The following is a 22,489-nucleotide window of genomic DNA, read 5'->3' as shown; positions in this document are numbered from 1 at the left end:
AAAAATAAATATGAATGCCTTTATTGAAATTATTGAGAAACTTGTAGAGGCTATTTCGCACCAAACTTGGTTAGAACAGAGTAATTTTCCATTTAAACAATTAAAAGAACCTAAAGGCAAAGTATTCGATCTGTGTTTATTTGAGACCAGTGCACAAGGGGCTGCTGGTTTTCTTATAATTGAATTCGAAGGAATTTCTGACTTATATGTTTTACCATTTCGGTTAGCGAGATACAGTGAGGACGGAGATCTGATTACGATTTCTCCGTGGAGCTTAAGAGATGCTTCTGCAGATGGACATTTTTATGAATCATGGCGCTTGTCACAGAAGCAAAAGAATCCTTTACCAACGGCAAAAAAAGGTACTTTTTTTCACAAAAAAAGCACGGGAGAGCCAAGCTTTATTGCTATAGGGATTTGGAGTGATGCGAAAAATACCTGTGTGCGTTTGGATTTTCAAATAGCTTATAAAATATTTAGAACTATTGAAAAAGAGCATCCTCAATCAATTGAAGTTGAGCTGTTAAGTTATTTAAGCAGTCAAAATATATTTTTAAATTTTGCTAAACTAATAAGTGTATTTGAATATAATTCCCATAATATTAAAAAGTCACATATAGCTATAGGCGTTAAATATATTCAAAATAATGGTACTTTATTCCCACAGATCGTTTCTTTATTGCATAAAGCTCGTTTCCCAAAAAAATTAAAGGAGCGGTCCTCTGAAGAAGCTTGGAACCAAGTTTTAAATATAATCGAATCGCTTGGGCGTGTTTTAGGAGACTTTCATAAGGCAATGGTTATTGCCCCACGGGGTACAGATTTAGCACCAGAACAAAATACAGAAGAGACTAAGACAAGATGGCTTGATATCTTAATTGAAAAGTTGCATGAAAGAATGAAAAAAGTTTTAGAAATGCAAGAGATATATCCTATTTATTCGGGGGTATTTTATTTACTTCCTAGCTTTGTTGAAAGAATAATTGAAAAAATTAAACATGCAGATGACCTTGGTTTGCGAATAAGAAATCATGGTAATGTGCATCTTGGTCAGATTTTAATTGGTAAAGATGGCCTTATATTACTTGATTATGAATCAGATCATTTTGATGATCCTACTTATCGCAGACTAAAACAACCGTGTTTAAAAGATATAGCTTCAATAATCGTGAGCCTCAGATTTGCTTGGTATTTTACTGAACGGAAATATTATGCATCATTAACAGATATTGAAGACAATATGAATATAAAAATGGATAATTTTAATTCTGTTAAAATTTCCGAAGTAGTCATGCCAGAGAAATATTTGCCAACATTAAAAGAAATAGAATCTACTTTTTTTAAGTTTTATAATAATAGTTTAGATGAAAATATAGGTTCTTCTCAGTTAAAACCTAAGAGTTCAGAAACTTCTCAAGATTTATTCAATTTTTGTTTTTTGATTCGTATTTTAAAGGAAATTATTCGGGATTCACATGAAGGTAATCCTCGTCCCCGTATATGGTTGCATATTTTACAGGACTTTATAATGAAAGAGTCTATTGGGGAGAAGTAGCTTCCAACTTGAGACGAAAGCAAAATGATTTTCTTATTTTCTCTGTTTTCTATTGACACCAGAGCTATTTTAAAAATAGCCTCCGAACGGGTTTATTAAACTTTGCTTTCTTTATCAATTTAAGAGGTATATAATTATGGAAAGAACCTTTTCAATCATCAAGCCAGATGGTGTAAAAAGAAATATTATAGGCAAAATTCTCACTAAGATAGAAGAAAGTGGGCTTCGCATTGTTGCTACGAAGACAATGCACATGTCTCGTCGCGAAGCTGAGCAATTCTACGCAGTTCACTCAGCCCGTCCTTTCTTTGGCGAACTTTGTGAATATATGACTTCTGGCCCTGTGGTTGTATCCGTTCTTGAAGGAGCAAACGCTGTCTCAGCTTACCGTGAACTCATGGGGGCAACAGATCCTTCAAAGGCAAATAAGGGAACAATTCGTGCGGATTTTGGCCTCAGTATTGGTGAAAACACTGTACATGGTTCAGACTCTCTCGAAAATGCTGCAATTGAAGTTGCGTATTTCTTTTCTGGAACAGAACTTGTAAATTCTGCAAAATAATATCTGATAAAAACGGATAATAATTTTAAAAAACCGCTTAAGCGGTTTTTTTTTGTAAAAAAAAAGTGTAGTGTCTGTCGTGTGTTTTGCTTTCCCTTAGAGCGGAAAGCATTGTCCAGCTACCATAAATTGCGAGTAACTATTATGGCTATAAAAGAAATTCTTCTCACTCAAGAAATATTATCAGATATTTCAAATGATTTAAAATTACCTAAAAATCAGGTTGAAAATACTCTTAATCTTATCCTTGATGACTGCACAATACCATTTATTGCTCGATATAGGAAAGAAGTAACAAACGGCCTTGATGAAGTTCAAATTCGAGATATTCGCGATAAATTCGAATATATCTTTGCTTTGAACGAAAGAAAAGATGCAATACTCAGATCGATTACAGAACAAGGTAAATTAAATCCTGAGCTACAAGCAAAAATTCTTTCTTGCAAAGTAAAATCTGATCTTGAAGATCTTTATTTACCATTTAAACCTAAAAAGCGTACTAGAGGTCAAATTGCTTCTGAAAGAGGTTTAGCACCACTTGCAGAAGAAATACTAAAGCAAGAATCTTCACTTATCGATTTAGCACCCTTATTTTCTGCATATATTGGTAAACATGATGATCTTACAAATTTAGAAATAGTTATACAAGGTACAAAAGACTATATTGCAGAAAATGTATCTGAAATTGCAGAGATGAGAAAAGAATTGCGTCATTGGATGTATGAGAATGCAATTTTTAAATCTGAAGTTAGAGAAGAACATAAAGATAAGAAAACAAAATATAACAATTATTATTCTTTTACTGAACCTGCTAAGTCAATTGCAGCCCATAGACTCATGGCTCTTCGCCGTGGTGAAAAAGAAGAAATTTTAAAAGTTACTTTTGATTTTGATATTGAAATACCAAAATCAATGATTGCAAGCCACGTTATAAAAAGCACAGCTTCAGATGTTGTGAAAAACTTTTTAACAGAGTGTATATCAGAAAGTTACACAAGAATTATTTCTCCAAGTCTTGAGACTGAATTGCGTTTAGAAACAAAAACATTTGCTGAAGAAGAAGCTATTTTTGTTTTTGGAAAGAATTTACGGAATTTGTTATTACTCCCGCCAATTCCAAAACGTATTGTTTTAGGAATAGATCCAGGTTTAAGAACAGGAAGTAAAATAGTTGTTGTTGATGGGACAGGGAAACTTCTTGATTACTCAACTATTTATCCAATCCATGATGAAGATCTTGATAAACCAAAAAACAAAAATTCAGTTGATATTTTATTAAATTTAATAAAAAAACATTCAGTTGAATTGATTTCAATTGGAAATGGAACAGCTGGTCGCGAAATGGAAGCTTTTGTTGAAAAAGCATTGGCAACTGATAAAGCATTAAATCCGCGAATTGTAATTGTAAACGAAGCCGGAGCAAGTGTTTATTCAGCGAGTGACATTGCACGTGAAGAATTTCCAGATCTCGATATCACTTATCGCGGAGCCGTAAGTATTGCGCGTAGACTTCAAGATCCGCTTGCTGAACTTGTAAAAATCGATCCCAAAAGCATTGGGGTTGGCCAATATCAACACGATGTAAATCAAAGTCGTTTAAAGAAACAATTGAGCGAAGTTGTTGAGAGTTGTGTGAACTATGTTGGTGTTAACTTAAATACTGCTAGTCCAAGTCTTCTTTCTTATGTTGCAGGTATTGGGCCAAGTTTAGCAAAAAGCATTGTTAGACATAGAGATGCAAATGGAGAGTTCAAAGATAGAAAAAAATTATTTGAAGTCATGGGATTTGGTTCCAAAACATTTGAGCAGTCTGCAGGATTTTTAAGAATTCCGGAAAGTGAAAATAAACTTGATAACACAGGTGTTCACCCAGAAACTTATTCTATTATTGAAAAAATTTCATCTGATTTATCTATTTCAGTTAATGAACTATTGGGTAAAAGAGAGATAATTTCTAAAATTAAACTTGATAATTATGTAACAGAAGAAGTTGGATTGCCAACTTTACAAGATATTGTCAAAGAGCTGTTAAAGCCAGGCCGAGATCCTCGTGAAGAAGGAGCTAAACAATCTTACAACCGTGAAGTGCGCGACTTTAATCATTTGAAAGAAGGCCAAGTCTTAACGGGGACTGTAACTAATGTAACAAATTTTGGAGCTTTTGTTGACATTGGGGTTCATCAAGATGGTTTAATTCATATATCTGAACTCTCAAATCAATTTATTAAAGATTTATCACAGGCGATAACTGTTGGACAACAAGTGAAAGTTAAGGTTATCGGTATTGATAAAGAAAGAAAAAGAATATCTCTTTCTAAGCGCGCTTGTGAAGAAAATACACATAATGTAACAAACAATACTCAGAATCAGTCTAATCGCTCAGGTGCTTCAACTGAACAGAATTCCCGATCTAATTTTAATAATAAAGGAAGGGATGATAACAGAAGAAATCAGGCAACAAGCTTTTCTCCAAGAAAAAATAATTCACAAGAGAATAGCAATCGCTCTATGAATAAAGAGCCTGAAAAACCTGCAAGTCTAACTGATCTATTAAGTAAGTTTAATTCAAATAGAGTTTAACTATGAAAATCGAACTGCTTCCTGTTTTAAATGACAATTATATTTTTATATTAATTGATGAATTAAAATCAGAAGCAGCCGTTATAGATCCAGCAGAAGCAAAACCAGTAATCCAATTCTTAGAAACAAATAATCTAAAATTAACTCATATTTTTAACACCCACCATCATGCTGATCATATTGGTGGGAATAAAAAACTTTGTGAATTTTATAAAAATGTTAAAGTATATGCAGGAGAAAAGGATTCTGGAAGAATTGGTAAGCAAGATTTTTTCTTAAAACATGGTGATAAAATTAATTTTGCGGATGAAATTGCAAATATTTATTATGTTCCTGGACATACATTGGGTCACATTTGCTATCATTTTCTTTTGAAAAATGGTGAGAGTCATTTATTTATAGGTGACACTATATTTTCTGGAGGTTGTGGGAAAATATTTGAAGGCACTTTTGAACAAATGTTTTCCTCACTTTCTTTTATTCGTGACTCCGTGCCTGATAATACATTTGTTTGGTGTTCTCATGAATATACATTGGAAAATTATTTGATTCTTGAATGCCTTGAACCACAGAATTTAAATATCAAAGCTAAAATACAAAACATAATTTCGTTAAGAGAAAAAAATTTACCCACAATACCTTGTTTAATGTCAGAAGAAAAAATATTAAATAGTTTATTGCGTTGGGATGATCCCAATTTGAGAAAGACTTTATCTACTAAAAGTAGCTTAGAAACTTTTATTGCAGTGCGAAAATTTAGAGACAGTCCGCCAAAAGTGAAATACCCTTTTTAAGAATTTGAGATATTATTTTACACTTCCCTGTAATGGGATTTTATTTGGAGTAAAGTTATGTATCAATTTAAGTTACCAAATGGAATTGTATTATATAAATGGCCTCATAAAGTAGATCCTACAGAAGAACTGATGAAAAATGAATTAATTAGTTTAGGATTTAAAGCTTATGATTTGCAAACGTGTCCTCCTTGGTTTGAGCGGAGTAGCCATGCTCACAATTATGAAGAGATTCGTGCTGCAGTTGAGGGGTGTATCACATTTCACTTCGCAGAATTTCCTATCACAATCGAAGCAGGTGATATAGTTATTATTCCACCAGGGATTCCACATGAGGCTATTTCACATAATTCGAAACCATTTAAGGCTTTTAAGGGGAGTCGTTCCGGCGAACGTAGCGTCACTGAATTTGGTGATGGACGGGGAAGTATAGAAGATTTAGAAAGACAAAAGATAAATAAAGGGTAGATCTATGAATTATTATTTTTTTGATCTTGATGGAACCCTTGAAGATTCTCGCGAAGATATGTCTCGTTCAGTTAATGCTGTTAGAGAAATATTAGGATTAAATCTAAGAGAAATTGATGATATAAAAAAGCATGTCAATCGGGGGATGCATGATTTATATCTTTCATGCTTTGATGATTATTTTTCAACCTGTTCTCAATATGAAATTGCTTATGAAAAAGTTAAAACAGAATATGAGAAACATTATCTAGAAAATATTTGTATATCGAGTTTTTGTTATGAGAATATTAAAATTGTTTTGGAAGAATTAGCTAAAAAATCAAAAATAATTGTGATAACTAATAAACCTGAAAAGCATTCTAGAGCACTTTTGGTAAGTTTAGGGATAAATCAATATATTACGGATGTTATGGGTGGCGACAGTTGCGCCGAAATGAAACCCAGTCCCCTACCTTTGCAAATTTCAGCTAAGCGCAACAATTTTTCTTTTGAAAATGACAAAGCTTACATGGTTGGAGATAGCGCAGGTGACATTCAGGCAGGGAAGGCTTTTGGTGCAAAGACAATATGGTGTTCGTTCGGATACAATACAAGCTACGGTTCCATAATTCCCGATTATACTATCAACTCGCCTCATGAACTTTTGACTTTAGCAATGGAATAAGAGTTCGTCTGACTGACTTTTTTCTTCTTATTTGGTAAATTTTAATAATCATATAGGAAGATAAAGAGCTGTTATGATAAAATCAAAAAAAAACTATGAAGACTCATCTACATTTTTTTCTCGGATTCTTTTTCTTTGGGTGAATCCAATTGTTCGTCTAGGCAAAAAAAAACCGTTAGAAGAAAATGATTTACTTGATATTCCTAAGCTTGACAATATAGAAGCAAGTTATTTAAATTTAAAATATGCTTATAAAAAAAATTTTTCAAAGAAAAATGCATTACTCATATCACTCTTAGATTTACATTTAAAAAAAGTAATACTGGTATCATTTATATGTTTATTAAGCTTATTTTTAAATATATATGTTACTTTTATTTTGAAAGATATTATATTACATATTCAAGAAAACGACATAAATATAGTAAGAGGAATATATTTATCAATAAAAATCTGTTTAATTGTTTTTTTAGCAAATATGCTTGTTCAGCATTCATATCATATTGTTTTACGCTTAGGATGTCGATTAAAAGCATCTATTTGTGGGATTATTTATGAAAAATCATTAAATTTATCTAAAGACACTCGCGATCGCTTAAAAAGTGGAGAGATCGTAAATTTAATGGTAATTGACAATGCTAGAATCTATAATTTTGCTTCACAGTTTCATCACTTATGGGTATTGCCTATTCAGCTTATAGCAATTATCAGCATATTATTTTACGCAATTGGTTTTGCTGTTTTGCCTGCCATACTTATGTTTTTTTTATTATTGCTATTGTCTTTTAAGTTATCAAAAAAAATATTCAATATTAAAAAAGAACTTTTAAATATAAGTGATTTAAGAGTTTCATATATGAGTGATATTCTAAATAGTATAAAAATAATAAAGTATTACACTTGGGAAAAATTCTTCACTAAAGAGGTTTTAAGAGAGAGAGAAAAGGAGCTCAATTTTTTAAAATTGTTAGCAAAAAATTCAGCGGTTTTAAATACGATATTTATTGCAACACCAATTATTTTTGCAATCATGACCTTTGGTTTTTCGATCCTTCTTAATAATAACTTAAGTTTATCTGTTATATTTTCATCGATAGCATTATTTTCTTTATTAAAACCTATTATGACACAACTACCACAAGTAATAACAAATCTTATAGATGCATCTGTCTCCTTAAAAAGAATTCAGAATTTTATGTCTCTAGCAGAAAAGAAAGAAAACTTTCAAACTGATTCAATACCAAAAGGTAATATTATTTTTAAAGATGCTTCGTTTAAAAACTCAGATGATTCAATTTTCTGTCTGAAAAATTGTAATTTAAATATTATTTCTGGCGAACTTGTAATAATTGTAGGCTCGGTTGGTTGTGGAAAAACTACCCTTTTAAACGCAATCTTGGGCGAAGCAATAAAAATAAATGGTAAGATTAAATACAATGGTAAAATTTCTTATGTACCTCAAGTGCCATGGTTAATAAATAAGACATTAAAAGAAAATATTCTTTTTAAGAATGATGAGAATTTTGATAGATATCATAAGAGTATTTATTGTGCAGCTTTAGAAAATGATATTTTAAATTTTGAAGCGGGTGATTCAATAGAAATTGGTGAAAATGGGGTTAATCTATCTGGCGGACAAAAACAAAGAGTAAATATTGCAAGAGCAATTTATAATGATTCTGATATTTACTTATTTGATGATATTTTTAGCTCTATTGATGCTAATACGAGCGATATCATTTTTGAAAGAAGTATTTTGTTAGAGCTTAAGCATAAAACCAGGGTCTTAGTCACACACAAACATGAATATACAAAATTTGCTGATAAAGTAATTTATATGGAAAATGGACTAATAAAAAAAATAGCATCTAACCCTCAGAACGAAAACAAAATAGACATGTTTTATAGCGTAAAATCAAAAGAGAAGAATAAATATTTGATGAGAGGGATGATAAACTCTAATTTAAACAATAACAATTCAAGAAATAACTTTTCTGATATAAATTTGAATATGCATGAATTTGATGAGCAGAATAATGAAAAGCTTCAATTTCAGAAGATTATAATGGATGAAGATAGAAATTTTGGAAAAATCGATAAAAACTTTTACACCACATACATTAAAGCAATTGTACCTGGGTTATTTATATATGTAATGTTTTTCTTGTTTCTGTTCAAAGAAATTTTTTCAGCTTTAGCAGATGCTTGGCTAGGTTATTGGAGTGCGAATAGATTTTTAACGGAAAATTATTTTCTGATAACATATTTTTCTTTGGGTATATTGGGAATTATTTTTTCATATTTAAGATCTTATTCTGTATTGAAAAATGGGGTTTTAGCTGCTAAAAATTTTCATGATAAATTGTTCGACGGTGTAATCTATGCTCCATTAAAATTTTTTAATAGCAATCCTATTGGGCGAATATTGAATAGATTTGGAAAAGATTTAGAAAATATCGACCTTTACTTACCACAGAACTTTCAAGAGTTTTTTGCTTCGATTTTTACAATATTCTCAACAATTCTTATTCTAATATTTATTAGTCCATATTGTATTTTTGGTATTATTCCAATTTTATTTATCTACTATAGTATTCAATCGATGTATTTTTCATCTTCAATAGAAGCAAGAAGGCTTGATTCTGTAACAAGAAGTCCAGTTTATGCATACTTTTCAGAGACTCTTGCAGGAATACAGAGTATTCGAATATATCAAGTTCAAAAAAAATTTATCTATGAAAATATAGATTTAATTGAAAAAAATCAAAAAGCTTATTATACTATTATTTCCCTCAATAGATGGTTGGCGTTAAGAGTCGAATTTATCGGTTGTGGTATTTTATTTTTAACTGTTGTTACCTCATTAGCTATACATTCTTATATAAATACAGGTTTGCTAGGTATGGCTATTACTTATTCATTGATGATCAACTCAGTTTTGAATTGGTCAGTTCGAATGTATGCTGAGCTTGCATCTGGAATGAATTCAATTGAGAGAGTTTCAAACTATTCAAAGATTTTACCAGAAAAATATAATGGTGATATTCCTGAAAAAGATTGGCCAATTAAAGGAGAAATATCTTTTGTAAATATTGTTTTAAAATATGAAAATAATATGAAACCAATTTTGCGAAACATTAATTTTCATTTTAATGAAGGTGAAAAAATAGGTATTGTTGGAAGAACAGGAGCAGGAAAAAGTAGCTTAATAAATGCGCTGTTTCGTTGTGTAGAGCCATTGTCAGGTAAAATTATAATTGATGGGAAAAATATTAGTGATGTATCGCTAACTGCTCTTAGAAAAAGTATATCAATAATACCACAAGATCCGATTTTATTTACTGGTACTCTGCGTAAGAATTTAGATCCTTTTCATGAATTTGATAATAATAAAATATGGGAAGCTGTTGCTTATGCTCAAATCGAGAAAGCTCTGCCTGAGTTATTAAATTTAGGTTTAGACACTCCTGTGTTAGAATGTGGAAGCAATTTTAGTATTGGTCAAAGGCAGCTGATCTGTTTAGCCAGATCAATTTTACGCGAGAATAAAATTCTTATATTAGATGAAGCAACTGCGAGCCTCGATTTTGAAACAGATGGGATTATTCAAAGAATAATTCAACAGGTTTTTTCAAAATGTACAGTTATTACAATAGCTCATCGAGTGACGACCGTTTTTGATTGCGATAGAGTCTTAGTTATGGATAGAGGTTGTATCGTTGAATTTGACTCGCCAGAGATTTTACGGAAAAAAGAGAATGGTTATTTCTGGCAATTGTGTCATGAATAGGCTAAGGCTACTTTCGAACGGCTGAGCCGCATAATACAATTTTTCTTTTTAAAGATTATAAATTTAAATTAGGAAGTGGAGTAATGCAAAATAAAGATAACGGTGCATTTAGACGTAAGGGAGATTTAGGTGTTCCCTTAGTAATTGGTCTATTTGTACTTGCTATTATTCTTGGATGGGTTGTTTTTAGAAATTACGAGTATTCTTCAAAGGAAATCACTCAATCACTCTCTCAAATGCAAGAAGATTCAGCTCAACTTTCTCTTAATGGTTGTGCAGAAAAAACATTATCTTGGTTTCAAAAATGTGATGCAATGACTCAACTTTGTGATGATACTGTTCCAAGATTAGTTAAAGTATGTCTTGCAAATAGTGATAAATCAGCTGATTGTTCCCAATATGGAAAAGAAATTTACGGTTATAATTTTGGTGCAAAACAATGTGCTCCTTATATGCATGACAAAAAACTTAAGCGTCAGAAAAAGGCTTGTGCAGATACTTGGCAAACAATTGCAGATTATTGCAAAGTTGTTGCTAAGAAAACTGCACAAAATCATTAAAAAGAATTTTGGAAATCAAATATAAAATGTCTAAAAAAAATTCTACTTTTAAAGATTATATTGAACTTTGTAAACCACGGATAACATTTTTTTGTATTATAATGACCGCTGGTGGTGTTGTTCTCGCTCCGGGTAATATTAGTTTATTATCATTTATTATGACACTTGTTGGTACTGCATTATCTGTAGCATCTGCAAATACGTTCAATATGATCTATGAACGTAATTCTGATAAACTTATGAAAAGAACAAGAGCGCGTCCAATTGCAATGGGTCGGGTTAAAGTCAAAAACGCACTTATTTATGCAACCATTCTTGGAATGTTAAGTATTTTTATTTTATCTTTTTTTGTAAATTCTTTGACTGCAATATTATCTTTTGCTGCAATAGCAAGTTATAGTTTAATTTACACTCCATTAAAATCTAAAACTCCTTTGGCATTAGTGATAGGTGCATTTCCGGGTGCAATGCCACCGTTGCTAGGTTGGACTGCTGTTAATAATCAAATAGATTTAGCTGGATTGGCTTTATTTGGAGTATTATTTGCATGGCAGATGCCCCATTTCATAGCTATAGCTATTTATCATAAAGATGATTATGCAAAAGCAAATATAAAAGTTGTTCCAGCTGTGCGTGGAGATCAGGTTGCAAAAACTCAGGCTTTTTTCTGGTCTATAGCATTGATTCTCATCAGTTTTTTGCTTGTTCCTTTAAAAGTTGGTGGTCTGGTTTATTTCATAATTGCGATTGCTTTAGGAATTTGGTTTTTGCGTTTGAGTATTATCGGATTAAAAAAAGACCTAATGCCAAATTGGCCACGCAAATTCTTTTTGGCGTCTCTTGTTTACTTACCGGTTTTGGTTTTTGCTTTAGTTATTGATAGATTTGTCACTCTCATTCTTAATAATTAATTTAAAAAAAGTTGATTTATTTTTTTATCAAGAGTTCTAATTGAGAATCATTCTCATTAATTTTCGCCACTCTTTTGTTCGTTTACTTGACAAGAGATCTTTTGAAAGAGGATATTTTATCTTGTTGATTGCATACGAGTTTAAAAATTCTTTTTGATGATCTAGGATAGAGCTCTTGCTCGTCTTGTCGTGATCCGTTAGAACTCTTCCGCAACTAAAGGTTGCAGCACATTCGAGTTTTCTTGAATATGCAGTAAACTATTTTATAGTTTGTATCCGATCCGTTTTTTGATTTTTTTTTATTTATTATTTGTTTTGCTTTTATTTGGGTGGTGCCGTGGAACCGATATTTCCAAAATGGACAAACCGAATTCCTCTATACGCTGGTATAGGTGTTTCGTTACTGTTGATAGCGATTGTTGCAGGGATTTGGTACTATTTTTCGCCAAAATTTTTGGCAGTTGGTTATGAGCCTGATCAACCGATTGCATTTAGTCACCAGCTTCATGCAGGACAAATGGGTATTGATTGCAGCTATTGCCATGTTGGGGTCGAAAAAACATCTTTTTCACCTATTCCTCCAACAGACACATGCATGGGTTGTCATAATAAAGTTAAAAAAGACAGTCCAAGACTAAAAGTATTACGTGAAAGTTATGAAAATAAAACCCCAATTCCTTGGGTTAGAGTTCATGCTTTGCCGCGTTATTCACATTTTGATCACAGCGCGCATTTAACTGCTGGTGTGGGATGTGTGTCGTGCCATGATAGAGTGGATAAAATGCAAACTGTGCGTATGGCATCTCCGTTGAGTATGGGGTGGTGTCTTGATTGTCACAGAAATCCATTACCTAATATCAGACCGCAGAGTGAACTAAAAAATATGATTTATAATCCACATGCAGAAGGATATGATCCTTTAAAAGATCCAGATTATAAAGGTAAATTAATTCAAGGCCCACAAGCTTGTGGGGCTTGTCACTATTGATTTTTAAACGAATGCTTTTTTGAGCATTCGTAAAGTAACAAATTTTGATTGGAAAGTTTGCAACATGACACAGTTCAATTCCAATGATGAACAAAAAAAACAAACACATTGGCGCAGCATTGAGGATTTAGAACAATCACCTGAATTTATTTCTAAACTTCAGCGTGAATTTCCTCACGGTGCCAGCGAACTTGAGATGCGCCCAGGCGTTCATAGACGAAAATTCTTAGGAATTATTGGTGCATCACTTGCATTAGCTGGAGTCACATCTACGGGCTGTATTAGAAGGCCTAAAGAGCACGTTTATCCAGAAAATCATAGACCAGAAGACACACTTCCTGGCGTGCCGAAGAATTTTGCCACTTCTGCACAAATTGGTGGAGGAGTTCTCGGTTTATTAGTGACAAGTACAGATGGCAGACCTACAAAAATTGATGGTAATTCTAAACATATTACAAGTAATCCAATTACTGGAAGTAAAATCGGTTCATCTAATTCCTATGCCCAAGCTGAAATTTTAAATATGTATGATCCTGATCGGGGTCAAAAGTGTTTAATTTCAGGAAAAGTTGCAAGTAAAGAGGATATCTTTAAAGAGCTTTCTTCTACATTAAACCAAGCACATAAAAATAGTGGTGAAAATCTTGCTTTAATTTATTCTGCAAATTCTTCGCCATCGTTTGCTGCGTTAATTGAAGAATTCAAATTAAAATATGCCAAAGCAATTGTGATTGAACAAGATACTAATTATTCAAAAAATAGAAAATTAGGATTGTCTCAAGTTGCGAATACTTCCGCAGATGTTTCATATGACTTTCTCAATGCAAATATAATTTTAGCAGTTGATTCAGATTTCATGGGGAACGAAGGTGACAGTGTAAAAAATGCGAGAGAATTTGCTGAAAAAAGAAAAGTAATTAATGCAAATTCAACGATGAATAGACTTTATAGCGTTGAGTCGAATTTTAGTATCACTGGCACAGCGTCGGATCATCGCTATACGTTAAGAAGCGGTAAGATTGGTGAATTTTTAATTGCATTGGCTTCAGAACTTTCAGTATTAGGTGCTCATTTCCCTGCAGAAATTAGTAAATATTTTGAAAATAAATTTGATTTCTCTGATGGTCTCAAAAAATGGATTAAAGCATGCGCTAAAGATCTTTTCAATAACAAAGGCGGAAGTCTTGTAATTGTTGGAGATCGACAACCTGCATGGATGCATTCGTTAGGTTTTGCGATAAATGTTTCTTTAAATGCAATAGGAAAAACTGTTAATTTAGTTAATGATACCTCTAAGGTTAAAAATAATTCTTCTTTTTCTAATCTTAAAGCTGCAATTGAAGGAAATAATTTACACAATATAATTATTATTGATGGCAATCCAGCATATTCGTTAGCTTCGGATTTAAAATTTCCGGAACTCCTTTCAAAAATTAAAAATAGTTTTTATTTAGGTTTTAGTCCGGATGAAACAGCAAGTATTTGTTCACATTATATTCCTAAAACGCATTTCCTTGAGTCATGGGGAGACACTCGATCTTCTGATGGAACTGTGGGTATAAGACAACCTCTCATTTTACCACTTTTTGATGATTGTTGTGATGAATATTCTTTTGTGAATTATTTAATACATCTTGATCATAAAATCTCTGGTTATAATTATGTTAAACAATTTTGGCAAAGAAAATTAGGCAATCCAATTGGATTTGAAAATATTTGGCGGCATTCGTTAAGTAGTGGTTTTATTTCTGAAATCAAAAAAGAAATTATATCATCGACAAATTATTCTTATTCTCAATTTTCAACGGATTATTCTAAATCTATTCGTACTGAAGAGCCTAATGATAAATCTATTGATATTGAGTTTTATTTAGACAGAACAGTTTATGATGGCTGTTACTCTAATAACGCTTGGATGCAAGAATTACCAGATCCCGTGCACAAACTAGTCTGGGACAATGCTCTACTTATCAGTCCGAAAACAGCTAAAGCTTTGGGTTTAAAAGCAAAACCAAAACCAGGGAAATCTGAAGTGGATCTGGTGCGAGTGACATATCGTAACAGAAGTATCGATGTCGCTGTTTGGGAAGTTCCAGGAGTTGCTGATTTTACAGGTATTCTGCAATTAGGATATGGTAGAAAGTTTGGAAAAGTTGCTAAAGACTGTGGATTTAATGCCAATTTAATTCGAAGCTCTGACTCATGGTACGGATCAGGTGCAAAAGTTGAAAAAACAGGTAAAAAATATTCACTTGTTTCAACTCAAGAGCATGGATCAATGAGTGGCACACCAGGCCTTGTAGAAGATCGCCCACCTGCGGTGAGAGAAACAACTTTAAAAGATTTTAAAGCTAATCCAGAATTTGTTCTTGATTATGAATTATTGCCATTGGAAGAACAAAAAAATAATTTATTTAAATTTCCAAAAGACCCAGCGCAGAGAAAATGGGCGCGTCAACAATGGGGAATGACCATTGATTTAAATACATGTATTGGTTGCAATGCATGTTCTGTTGCGTGTCAATCTGAAAATAATATTTCTGTGGTTGGAAAAGAAGAAGTATTTAAAAACAGAGAAATGTCATGGATTCGTTTAGATCGTTATTTCACAGGCAATGTAGATGATCCTGAAGTAAGAACAGTCTATCAGCCTATGAACTGTCAACAATGTGAAAATGCACCATGTGAAGCTGTGTGTCCGGTTGCAGCGACAGTGCACAGCCCAGATGGTCTGAATGATATGGCTTATAATAGATGTGTTGGAACTCGCTATTGCGCTAACAACTGTCCTTATAAAGTGCGTCGCTATAACTTCTTCAATTACAGTAAAATTGATGATGAACGAAATCCTCTCTATGCGATGCAAAAGAACCCTAACGTAACAGTCCGCTTCCGTGGTGTTATGGAAAAATGTACTTATTGCGTCCAAAAAATAAATACTGCGCGTTCAAAATTCAAAAAGAACAATGATGGAATTATTCCTGATGGAGAAGTAACAACTGCGTGTCAAAACGTATGTCCAACAAATGCAATTGTTTTTGGTGATGTTGCAGATCCTTCAACAGCAATATCTAAATTAAAAGAACAAAGTCGAAATTATGCACTTTTTGGTGAATTAAATACAAAACCAAGAACGACTTATCTCGCTAAACTTCGTAATGCTAATCCAGAATTAAGTTAAAAATAAAAAGCATTATGAAGGTGGAGGATATATGAGTACAAATAAAATGATATATGGAGCACTTGCTCAGTTTAACACCGTTCCAGAAGTTTATCATGCTTGTGAAAAAGTGCGAGAAAGAGGTTTTATAAAATGGGATGCTCATTCTCCTTTTCCTATTCATGGTTTAGATAAAGCAATGGGACTTCCCCAGAGTAAACTTTCTTGGATTGTAGGTGGGACATCTGCAATTTTTGGAATTGGTGGATTTCTTCTTTGGATGTGGATGAATGGTGTAGATTATAAAATGGTTATTGCTGGAAAACCTTTTTTAGGTTTATTAGGTTATTTTTTACCTGGATTTGAATGTGCGGTTTTATCTGCTGCAATTGCTTGTTTAGTAGGTATGCTTGCATTAAATAAACTACCGCAATGGTACCATTCTTTATTTCGCTCAGAAGCTTTTAAACGAGTAACGGATGACAGTTTTTTTATTTCCATTGAAGCAACTGATCCAAAATTCCATCCAGTAAAAACAGTGGAATTCTTAAAAGAATTAGGCGCAACTCAAGTGGAACTTGTGGAGCAGTAAAAATATGGCACAGATAAAATGTAAAATAAAAATAATGTCACCCATTTTAGGAGCGGCTTTTTTGTCTCTCGTTTTAATTGGATGTCGTGGGCAAAGAAGTAAAGAGCCACCTATAATACCAATCCAAAATATGGTTGAGCAAACTTCGTATGGGCCCCAATCTCAAAATGAAAATTTTAAAGATGGTCGTGCATATCGTCCACAAATTTTAGAAACAGTTGAATTTGGTAAAGATAAAACAAACACTCGTCTTTATCAAGGTAAAGAACCTGAATCAACTGCGCAAAATCCTGTTTGGGTTAAAAAAATACCAATCGAAATTAATGATAAAGTTATGCAACGGGGACAAATATCTTATAACATATTTTGCTCACCTTGTCATGACTATGCAGGCGATTCTAATGGGCTTGTAACTCAAAGAGCGGGAGGTTCTATTCGTCCTTCCAATTTACACGATAAAGAGCGTCTCGCGTTACCTGTAGGTAAAATTTATGATGCCATTCACAATGGTGTAAACAATTGGAATATGCCTGGATTTGCTTCGCAATTGAGTGTTGAAGACAAGTGGGCTGTTGTCGCATATGTTCGAGCATTGCAATTAACAAGACGTGCAAGTTTAGAAGATATACCTTCGGATATAAAAGCTAAAAATGGTTGGAGTAATAAACAATGAGTGGCAGCCACACTAAAGTTACATTAACAAAGGAAAATGCTCGTTTACCCCAAGAACATTTTTTTTCAAAATTACCTCTTACTGGGACTGCTATTGGATTAACGTCACTTCTAATTGCTTTTATGCTAGGACGTTCCAATTCAACCTATTTTTTCTTTTCTTTTCATGTTTGGTGGCTTTTCTTTTTAAGCATTGCAATTGGTGCCGTATTTTTTGTTTTAATACAATTTGCGACCAAGGCCGGATGGAGTGTTGTTGTTAGAAGATTGGCTGAAAATATAAGCATGACAATGCCTTTATTATTTGTGTTACTTATTGTCATGGTGTTTGGATCTCATACTCTATTTCATCATTGGTTAGGTCATGATGCTCTATCTGATAAAATTATCCAATCAAAGCAATGGTATTTAAATATTCCTTTTTTTTATGTGCGCTCTATTTTCTATATGATCGTATTTACATGGGCAGCAGTTTATTTTTCTAAATATTCCGCACAACAAGATGAATCAGGTAATCACGAAATTACATATAAATTGCAAAATGCAAGCTATCCATTTTTGATTGTTCTAGGATTTTCAGTAACATTTGCTGCATTTGATTGGATTATGTCCTTAGATCCTCACTGGTATTCAACAATTTTTGGTCTTTATTTCTTTGCAAGTTGTTACATGGTATTTTTTGCTGCTTTAATAATTGCAACAAGAATAATGCATAATGTGCAAATTTTAAAAGATGTTGTTACCGTCGAACATTACCATGATATGGGCAAACTTCTTTTTGGACACACATGTTTTTGGGCATATGCAGCATTTTGCCAATATCTGCTCATATGGTATGGTAACATACCGGAAGAAACAGCTTGGTATGGAATACGTGAAAACCATGGTTGGTTTTATGTATTTGTGTTACTTTGTGTTGGTCATTTTATAGTTCCATTTTTATTTTTGATGGCAAGAAGAGCAAAGCGTTCACGAACTCTAATTTTGTTAGTAGCGGTGTGGATGCTATTTATGCACTTTCTCGATCTTTACTGGTTGATTGTGCCAACGGGATATGAAGAAGGTCCTCAATTCGGTTTAATTGATATATTCTGCTTTTTAGGAATTGGTGGTCTTTTTGTCGCATTATTTGCTGCAGTGACTCGAAGAAAGGCTCTTGTCCCGATAAAAGATCCTCGTCTTTCAGAATCAATGACTTATGAAAATGTGTAAGGTGGATTGAGATGTTAAAATTTATCAAAGGTCTTCAAAAAAACTTATCGTCTGAGCATCATTCTGCGGGATCAGAACCTGAAGATGAACCCGATCGTCCACCCGTGTTAGTTACAACCGTTATAGTTGTTCTATCATTTCTGTTTCTTTTAATTGTTGCGATTGCTGCATCAACAATTCTTTGGAAAGCAACAGAATCTCGTGAAAAAGAAGTTGAAACGGGAATGGCAGATCCGCATAGAATTGAATTTATGAAACAGCAAGAAGCCATTTTATCGACATATAAAAAATTAGATGATGGTTACTATCAAATTCCTGTATCACAAGCTATGAAGAAATTTGTGCAAGAACAAAATAGTAATTAGTCAGGAGTTATTGTTTTGAAGTCTTATATTGTTTGCATAAAAATCCTTTTAATATTTCTTTGCTCAATTCTGAGTAAAGAAATATTTGCATTTGATGAAAGAAATCCTTTCCCAAATGCAAAAGGACCCTCAACGGGTTCGGGTATGCCACTAAATAAAGTACCAACTGTTATGCAGGGTGTTACTATTACAGAAAAACTTGGAAGTACGATTGATCTTAGTAATACATTTATAGATTCAAGTGGTAAAGTAACAAAACTTTCCGATATGCTTGCAGACGGCAAACCTCTTATCTTAACTCTCAATTATTATCGCTGTACTTCTCTTTGTTCTTTGCAATTGGTAAACTTTGCAAACACATTGAAAGAAATGGGCTGGAAAATTGGAAAAGATTTTAAAATCGCAACCGTCAGCTTTGACCCAACAGATACTCCACAAATCGCAAAAGAACAGCAGAATCATTATTTATCTCTTACAGAGCAAAAAAACGCTGATTGGCAGTTTTATGTTGGCTCAGATGAGAGTATAAAAAAATTAACAGATGAAGTTGGTTTTTACTTTAAATATGATACAGCAAGTAAGGAATTTGCCCATGCTGCGGCCATATTTATTATCAGTCCAGAAGGAAAAATATCAAGGTATCTTTATGGTATAACTTATAAAGTGCGTGATATTAAGTTTTCATTAATGGATGCTTCTTTGAATAAAATTGGTTCCCCGACGGATCAGGTGCTCTTGACATGCTTTCATTATAACCCAACATCTGGGAAATATGATGCATTTGCTGTAGGAATGCTTCGCATTGGGGCTTCAATAACAGTGTTTTGTTTATTTCTTATTTTAGGATTCTTTTTTTGGCGTGATAAGCGCAAGGCAATTTAGGGAGTGTGAAACGTGTCAGAAATAGTAAAGGCTGAAACAACACCATGGCAAGGATCATTCTGGTTGCCACAAAATGCTTCGCCAATGACAAGTGGACAAGATGCGTTGTTCTATTTTATTTACAGTCTTTCTGTATTTTTCTTCGTACTTGTTGTTGGTTTTATGATATTTTTCGCTTGGAAATATCGCAAGCGGAAAGAAGGTGAAAGCACAGCAAATATTCATGGAAATACTAAACTCGAAATCATTTGGAGTGTGATTCCAGGTTTACTTTTTGTTGCAATTTTTGTTTGGGGTTTTTTCGATTGGATTAAATTGAATGTTGTCCCTCAAGGAGCGTTGGAAGTTAAAGTAACGGGTAGAAAATGGGACTGGTTATTTACTGATCAAAAATCGGGAGCAGAAACTTCAGATTTAATTGTACCAATTAATACACCTGTAAGATTAACTATGTCTTCTGCAGACGTTATTCATGGTTTTTATATTCCAGATTTTCGCATAAACCGCGATGTGTTACCTAATCAATACACAGTTGTTTGGTTTAAAGCTGAAAAAGAAGGACAATATCCGATTTTATGTACTCAGTATTGCGGAACAAAACACTCACAAATGGTTCGTTATGTAAAAGTGGTTTCGGAAGAAGAATACAATAAAGCTATGATTGCAGCGCAAGGAGCTGGTCTTACACCTGTAGAACTTGGTAAAAAAATCTTTGCAGGAAAAGGGGCTTGTGCATCGTGTCACAGTGTGACTCCCGATAAAACAAGACTTGTTGGTCCCCCTCTTTTTGGTGCTTATGGTGAAAATCAAACCGTAAACGACAAAAATGGTAAGAAAGAAACTTTAAAATTTGATGATAATTATATTCGTGAATCAATCGTTGATCCGAATGTTCGGGTCGTTGTTGGTTATCCTCCAGTGATGCCATCTTATCAAGGGCAATTTAATGAAAAAGAAATGAATGCTCTGGTTGAATATATTAAATCACTGAAAAAATAACGAATAAGATTTTTTGGATATTTAGGAGTTTTGCTTATGGAAAAACGAAATATGGGAAAACCCGTATTGTTTGCGGATATGCTTACATCGCATCATGATACTGGTTCTAATTATTTGAATGCAAAAAAAGGATTTTTATCCTGGTTATTTACTGTAGATCATAAACGTATCGGCGTTATGTATTTTATCGCAATTTCTGTTTTCTTTTTAGTAGGAGGATTTTTTGCAATCCTTTTACGTGCTGAGTTAATGCAAGAAAGAATAGTTAATGCAACAGCAAACTCTTATATGATAAGTGCCGATCACTATAACGAAGCCTTTACTTTTCATGGCTCAATTATGGTGTTTCTCGTAATTATTCCTTCAATACCCGCTACTTTAGGAAACTTTTTGCTCCCACTTATGATTGGTGCTAAAGATGTTGCCTTTCCAAAATTAAATTTAATGAGTTTTCATATTTATATTATTGGTGCAATTTTTCTTGTGTACACAATTGCTTTTGGTGGTCTTGATACAGGTTGGACATTTTATACACCTTACAGTACTGAAACTTCTACATCCGTTGTTGCTGCAGTTTTTGGTGCATTTATTTTAGGATTCTCTTCAATATTAACAGGTCTTAACTTTATTGTAACAGTTCATAAGATGCGTGCACCAGGTATGACTTGGGTTAAAATGCCGCTTTTCGTTTGGGCAATTTACGCAACAAGTGTTATTCAGGTATTAGCAACTCCAGTGCTTGCTGTTACTTTAGTCTTGGTGGCAATGGAACGCTTGCTTGGAATCGGAATTTTTGATTCGAATTTAGGTGGAGATCCTATTTTATTCCAAAATTTCTTTTGGTTTTATTCACACCCTGCAGTTTATATTATGATTCTTCCTGGCTTTGGTGTAATCAGTGAACTTATTACGACACACTCTCGTAAAAGTATTTTTGGTTATAAAGCAGTAGCAATTTCTAGTATAGGTATAGCGGTGATTGGCTTTTTTGTTTGGGGACATCATATGTTCACAAGTGGTCAATCTGCGCTTGCAACCGTATTCTTTTCATTCTTAACTTATGCTGTTGCAGTTCCAACTGCTATTAAAGTCTTTAGCTGGGTAGCGACTCTTTATAAGGGATCAATCTCATTTACAACTCCAATGTGTTATGCTCTCGTCTTTTTATTCTTATTCTTAATTGGTGGGTTAACAGGTATATTCTTAGGTGCAATTTCAACAGATGTTCACTTACATAATACTTATTTTGTGGTTGCACATTTTCATTATGTGATGATGGGTGGTACTTTAATTGCTTGGATAGGTGCAATTTTTCACTGGTGGCCCAAAATTACGGGTAAAAAATACAGTGAAATGTGGGGAAGAATCAGTTCAGTCGTTGTATTTTTAGGATTCAATCTAACATTTTTCCCTCAATTTGTGATGGGAACACGCGGTATGCCACGTAGATATTATGATTATTTGCCTGAATATTATAATTTCCATGTGCTTTCTACCATTGGTTCCTTTGTTCTTTCTGTTGGTTTATTCATGGTACTTTTCATTTGGCTTCATTCTATTTTCTTTGGGAAAAATGAAACGAGCGCAAATCCTTGGAAAGCAAAGTCAATTGATTGGACTGATACAGCTGTCGTTCCTATTGAACATAATTTTGAAAAGCAACCGATATCAACGCATGGGCCATATGATTTTGATGAAATAGTCAAACCTGCTCATTCGTCGGGAGGTCATTGAT

The 22,489-nt window shown here is 33.3% G+C and carries 18 protein-coding genes; all 18 read left to right on the top strand.

The window, feature by feature from the left end; genetic code table 11:
* Window positions 1-10: 10 nt before the first annotated feature.
* The 18 genes from H7355_RS07335 to H7355_RS07250 all read left to right on the top strand — a co-directional run bounded on the left by H7355_RS07335 (window position 11) and on the right by H7355_RS07250 (window position 22,488).
* Window positions 11-1,555, top strand: a complete 1,545-nt coding sequence (locus H7355_RS07335) for a hypothetical protein (RefSeq protein WP_186646190.1) — start codon at window positions 11-13, stop codon at window positions 1,553-1,555.
* Window positions 1,556-1,685: 130 nt separating this feature from the next.
* Complete coding sequence (ndk, locus tag H7355_RS07330) at window positions 1,686-2,117, top strand: nucleoside-diphosphate kinase (RefSeq protein WP_186646795.1); 432 nt, start codon at window positions 1,686-1,688, stop codon at window positions 2,115-2,117.
* A gap of 144 nt (window positions 2,118-2,261) precedes the next feature.
* Window positions 2,262-4,697 carry a Tex family protein gene (locus H7355_RS07325; protein WP_186646188.1) on the top strand — a complete coding sequence of 812 codons (2,436 nt, stop codon included), beginning with the start codon at window positions 2,262-2,264 and terminating at the stop codon, window positions 4,695-4,697.
* A gap of 2 nt (window positions 4,698-4,699) precedes the next feature.
* Window positions 4,700-5,491, top strand: coding sequence for a hydroxyacylglutathione hydrolase (gene gloB, locus H7355_RS07320; protein ID WP_186646186.1), 792 nt, complete (start codon window positions 4,700-4,702; stop codon window positions 5,489-5,491).
* 57 nt (window positions 5,492-5,548) lie between these two features.
* A complete protein-coding gene (locus H7355_RS07315; RefSeq protein WP_186646184.1) occupies window positions 5,549-5,959 on the top strand; it encodes a cupin domain-containing protein in 411 nt (136 codons plus the stop codon).
* A 4-nt stretch (window positions 5,960-5,963) separates the two neighbouring features.
* On the top strand, window positions 5,964-6,623 hold the full coding sequence (locus H7355_RS07310; RefSeq protein ID WP_186646182.1) for an HAD family hydrolase: 660 nt from the start codon (window positions 5,964-5,966) through the stop codon (window positions 6,621-6,623).
* A 73-nt stretch (window positions 6,624-6,696) separates the two neighbouring features.
* Window positions 6,697-10,413: an ABC transporter transmembrane domain-containing protein gene (locus H7355_RS07305; RefSeq protein WP_186646180.1), complete on the top strand. Its 3,717-nt coding sequence runs from the start codon at window positions 6,697-6,699 to the stop codon at window positions 10,411-10,413.
* An 83-nt stretch (window positions 10,414-10,496) separates the two neighbouring features.
* Window positions 10,497-10,973 carry a hypothetical protein gene (locus H7355_RS07300; protein ID WP_186646171.1) on the top strand — a complete coding sequence of 159 codons (477 nt, stop codon included), beginning with the start codon at window positions 10,497-10,499 and terminating at the stop codon, window positions 10,971-10,973.
* A gap of 26 nt (window positions 10,974-10,999) precedes the next feature.
* Window positions 11,000-11,884, top strand: a complete 885-nt coding sequence (cyoE, locus tag H7355_RS07295; protein ID WP_186646169.1) for a heme o synthase — start codon at window positions 11,000-11,002, stop codon at window positions 11,882-11,884.
* Between the two features lie 337 nt (window positions 11,885-12,221).
* Window positions 12,222-12,872 carry a cytochrome c3 family protein gene (locus H7355_RS16130; RefSeq protein ID WP_222435682.1) on the top strand — a complete coding sequence of 217 codons (651 nt, stop codon included), beginning with the start codon at window positions 12,222-12,224 and terminating at the stop codon, window positions 12,870-12,872.
* Window positions 12,873-12,936: 64 nt separating this feature from the next.
* Window positions 12,937-16,053: a TAT-variant-translocated molybdopterin oxidoreductase gene (locus H7355_RS07285; protein WP_186646166.1), complete on the top strand. Its 3,117-nt coding sequence runs from the start codon at window positions 12,937-12,939 to the stop codon at window positions 16,051-16,053.
* A gap of 31 nt (window positions 16,054-16,084) precedes the next feature.
* Window positions 16,085-16,624: a DUF3341 domain-containing protein gene (locus H7355_RS07280; RefSeq protein ID WP_186646157.1), complete on the top strand. Its 540-nt coding sequence runs from the start codon at window positions 16,085-16,087 to the stop codon at window positions 16,622-16,624.
* A 4-nt stretch (window positions 16,625-16,628) separates the two neighbouring features.
* The gene (locus H7355_RS07275) at window positions 16,629-17,297 is read left to right on the top strand and encodes a c-type cytochrome (RefSeq protein WP_186646155.1); all 669 of its coding nucleotides are present in this window, start codon (window positions 16,629-16,631) and stop codon (window positions 17,295-17,297) included.
* On the top strand, window positions 17,294-18,508 hold the full coding sequence (locus H7355_RS07270) for a quinol:cytochrome C oxidoreductase (RefSeq protein ID WP_186646153.1): 1,215 nt from the start codon (window positions 17,294-17,296) through the stop codon (window positions 18,506-18,508). Before H7355_RS07275 ends, H7355_RS07270 begins: the two co-directional genes overlap by 4 nt.
* An 11-nt stretch (window positions 18,509-18,519) precedes the next feature.
* The gene (locus H7355_RS07265; RefSeq protein WP_186646151.1) at window positions 18,520-18,873 is read left to right on the top strand and encodes a hypothetical protein; all 354 of its coding nucleotides are present in this window, start codon (window positions 18,520-18,522) and stop codon (window positions 18,871-18,873) included.
* 15 nt (window positions 18,874-18,888) lie between these two features.
* Window positions 18,889-19,755, top strand: coding sequence for an SCO family protein (locus H7355_RS07260; RefSeq protein ID WP_186646149.1), 867 nt, complete (start codon window positions 18,889-18,891; stop codon window positions 19,753-19,755).
* A 12-nt stretch (window positions 19,756-19,767) separates the two neighbouring features.
* Window positions 19,768-20,754, top strand: coding sequence for a cytochrome c oxidase subunit II (gene coxB, locus H7355_RS07255; protein ID WP_186646147.1), 987 nt, complete (start codon window positions 19,768-19,770; stop codon window positions 20,752-20,754).
* Between the two features lie 51 nt (window positions 20,755-20,805).
* A complete protein-coding gene (locus H7355_RS07250; protein WP_186646791.1) occupies window positions 20,806-22,488 on the top strand; it encodes a cytochrome c oxidase subunit I in 1,683 nt (560 codons plus the stop codon).
* Window position 22,489: the final 1 nt, after the last annotated feature.

This window comes from Fluviispira vulneris (assembly GCF_014281055.1).
In the GTDB taxonomy this organism is placed as follows: domain Bacteria; phylum Bdellovibrionota_B; class Oligoflexia; order Silvanigrellales; family Silvanigrellaceae; genus Silvanigrella; species Silvanigrella vulneris.
The sequence above is the reverse complement of the archived record's forward strand: the minus strand, read 5'-3'. Positions and strand labels throughout refer to the sequence as shown.

Bases quoted from the DNA above. Each gene is read 5' to 3' on its own strand.
- H7355_RS07335 (WP_186646190.1), top strand. From the start codon at position 11: ATGAATGCCTTTATTGAAATTATTGAGAAACTTGTAGAGGCTATTTCG.
- H7355_RS07325 (WP_186646188.1), top strand. From the start codon at position 2,262: ATGGCTATAAAAGAAATTCTTCTCACTCAAGAAATATTATCAGATATT.
- gloB (WP_186646186.1), top strand. From the start codon at position 4,700: ATGAAAATCGAACTGCTTCCTGTTTTAAATGACAATTATATTTTTATA.
- H7355_RS07315 (WP_186646184.1), top strand. From the start codon at position 5,549: ATGTATCAATTTAAGTTACCAAATGGAATTGTATTATATAAATGGCCT.
- H7355_RS07310 (WP_186646182.1), top strand. From the start codon at position 5,964: ATGAATTATTATTTTTTTGATCTTGATGGAACCCTTGAAGATTCTCGC.
- H7355_RS07305 (WP_186646180.1), top strand. From the start codon at position 6,697: ATGATAAAATCAAAAAAAAACTATGAAGACTCATCTACATTTTTTTCT.
- H7355_RS07300 (WP_186646171.1), top strand. From the start codon at position 10,497: ATGCAAAATAAAGATAACGGTGCATTTAGACGTAAGGGAGATTTAGGT.
- cyoE (WP_186646169.1), top strand. From the start codon at position 11,000: ATGTCTAAAAAAAATTCTACTTTTAAAGATTATATTGAACTTTGTAAA.
- H7355_RS07285 (WP_186646166.1), top strand. From the start codon at position 12,937: ATGACACAGTTCAATTCCAATGATGAACAAAAAAAACAAACACATTGG.
- H7355_RS07280 (WP_186646157.1), top strand. From the start codon at position 16,085: ATGAGTACAAATAAAATGATATATGGAGCACTTGCTCAGTTTAACACC.
- H7355_RS07275 (WP_186646155.1), top strand. From the start codon at position 16,629: ATGGCACAGATAAAATGTAAAATAAAAATAATGTCACCCATTTTAGGA.
- H7355_RS07270 (WP_186646153.1), top strand. From the start codon at position 17,294: ATGAGTGGCAGCCACACTAAAGTTACATTAACAAAGGAAAATGCTCGT.
- H7355_RS07265 (WP_186646151.1), top strand. From the start codon at position 18,520: ATGTTAAAATTTATCAAAGGTCTTCAAAAAAACTTATCGTCTGAGCAT.
- H7355_RS07250 (WP_186646791.1), top strand. From the start codon at position 20,806: ATGGGAAAACCCGTATTGTTTGCGGATATGCTTACATCGCATCATGAT.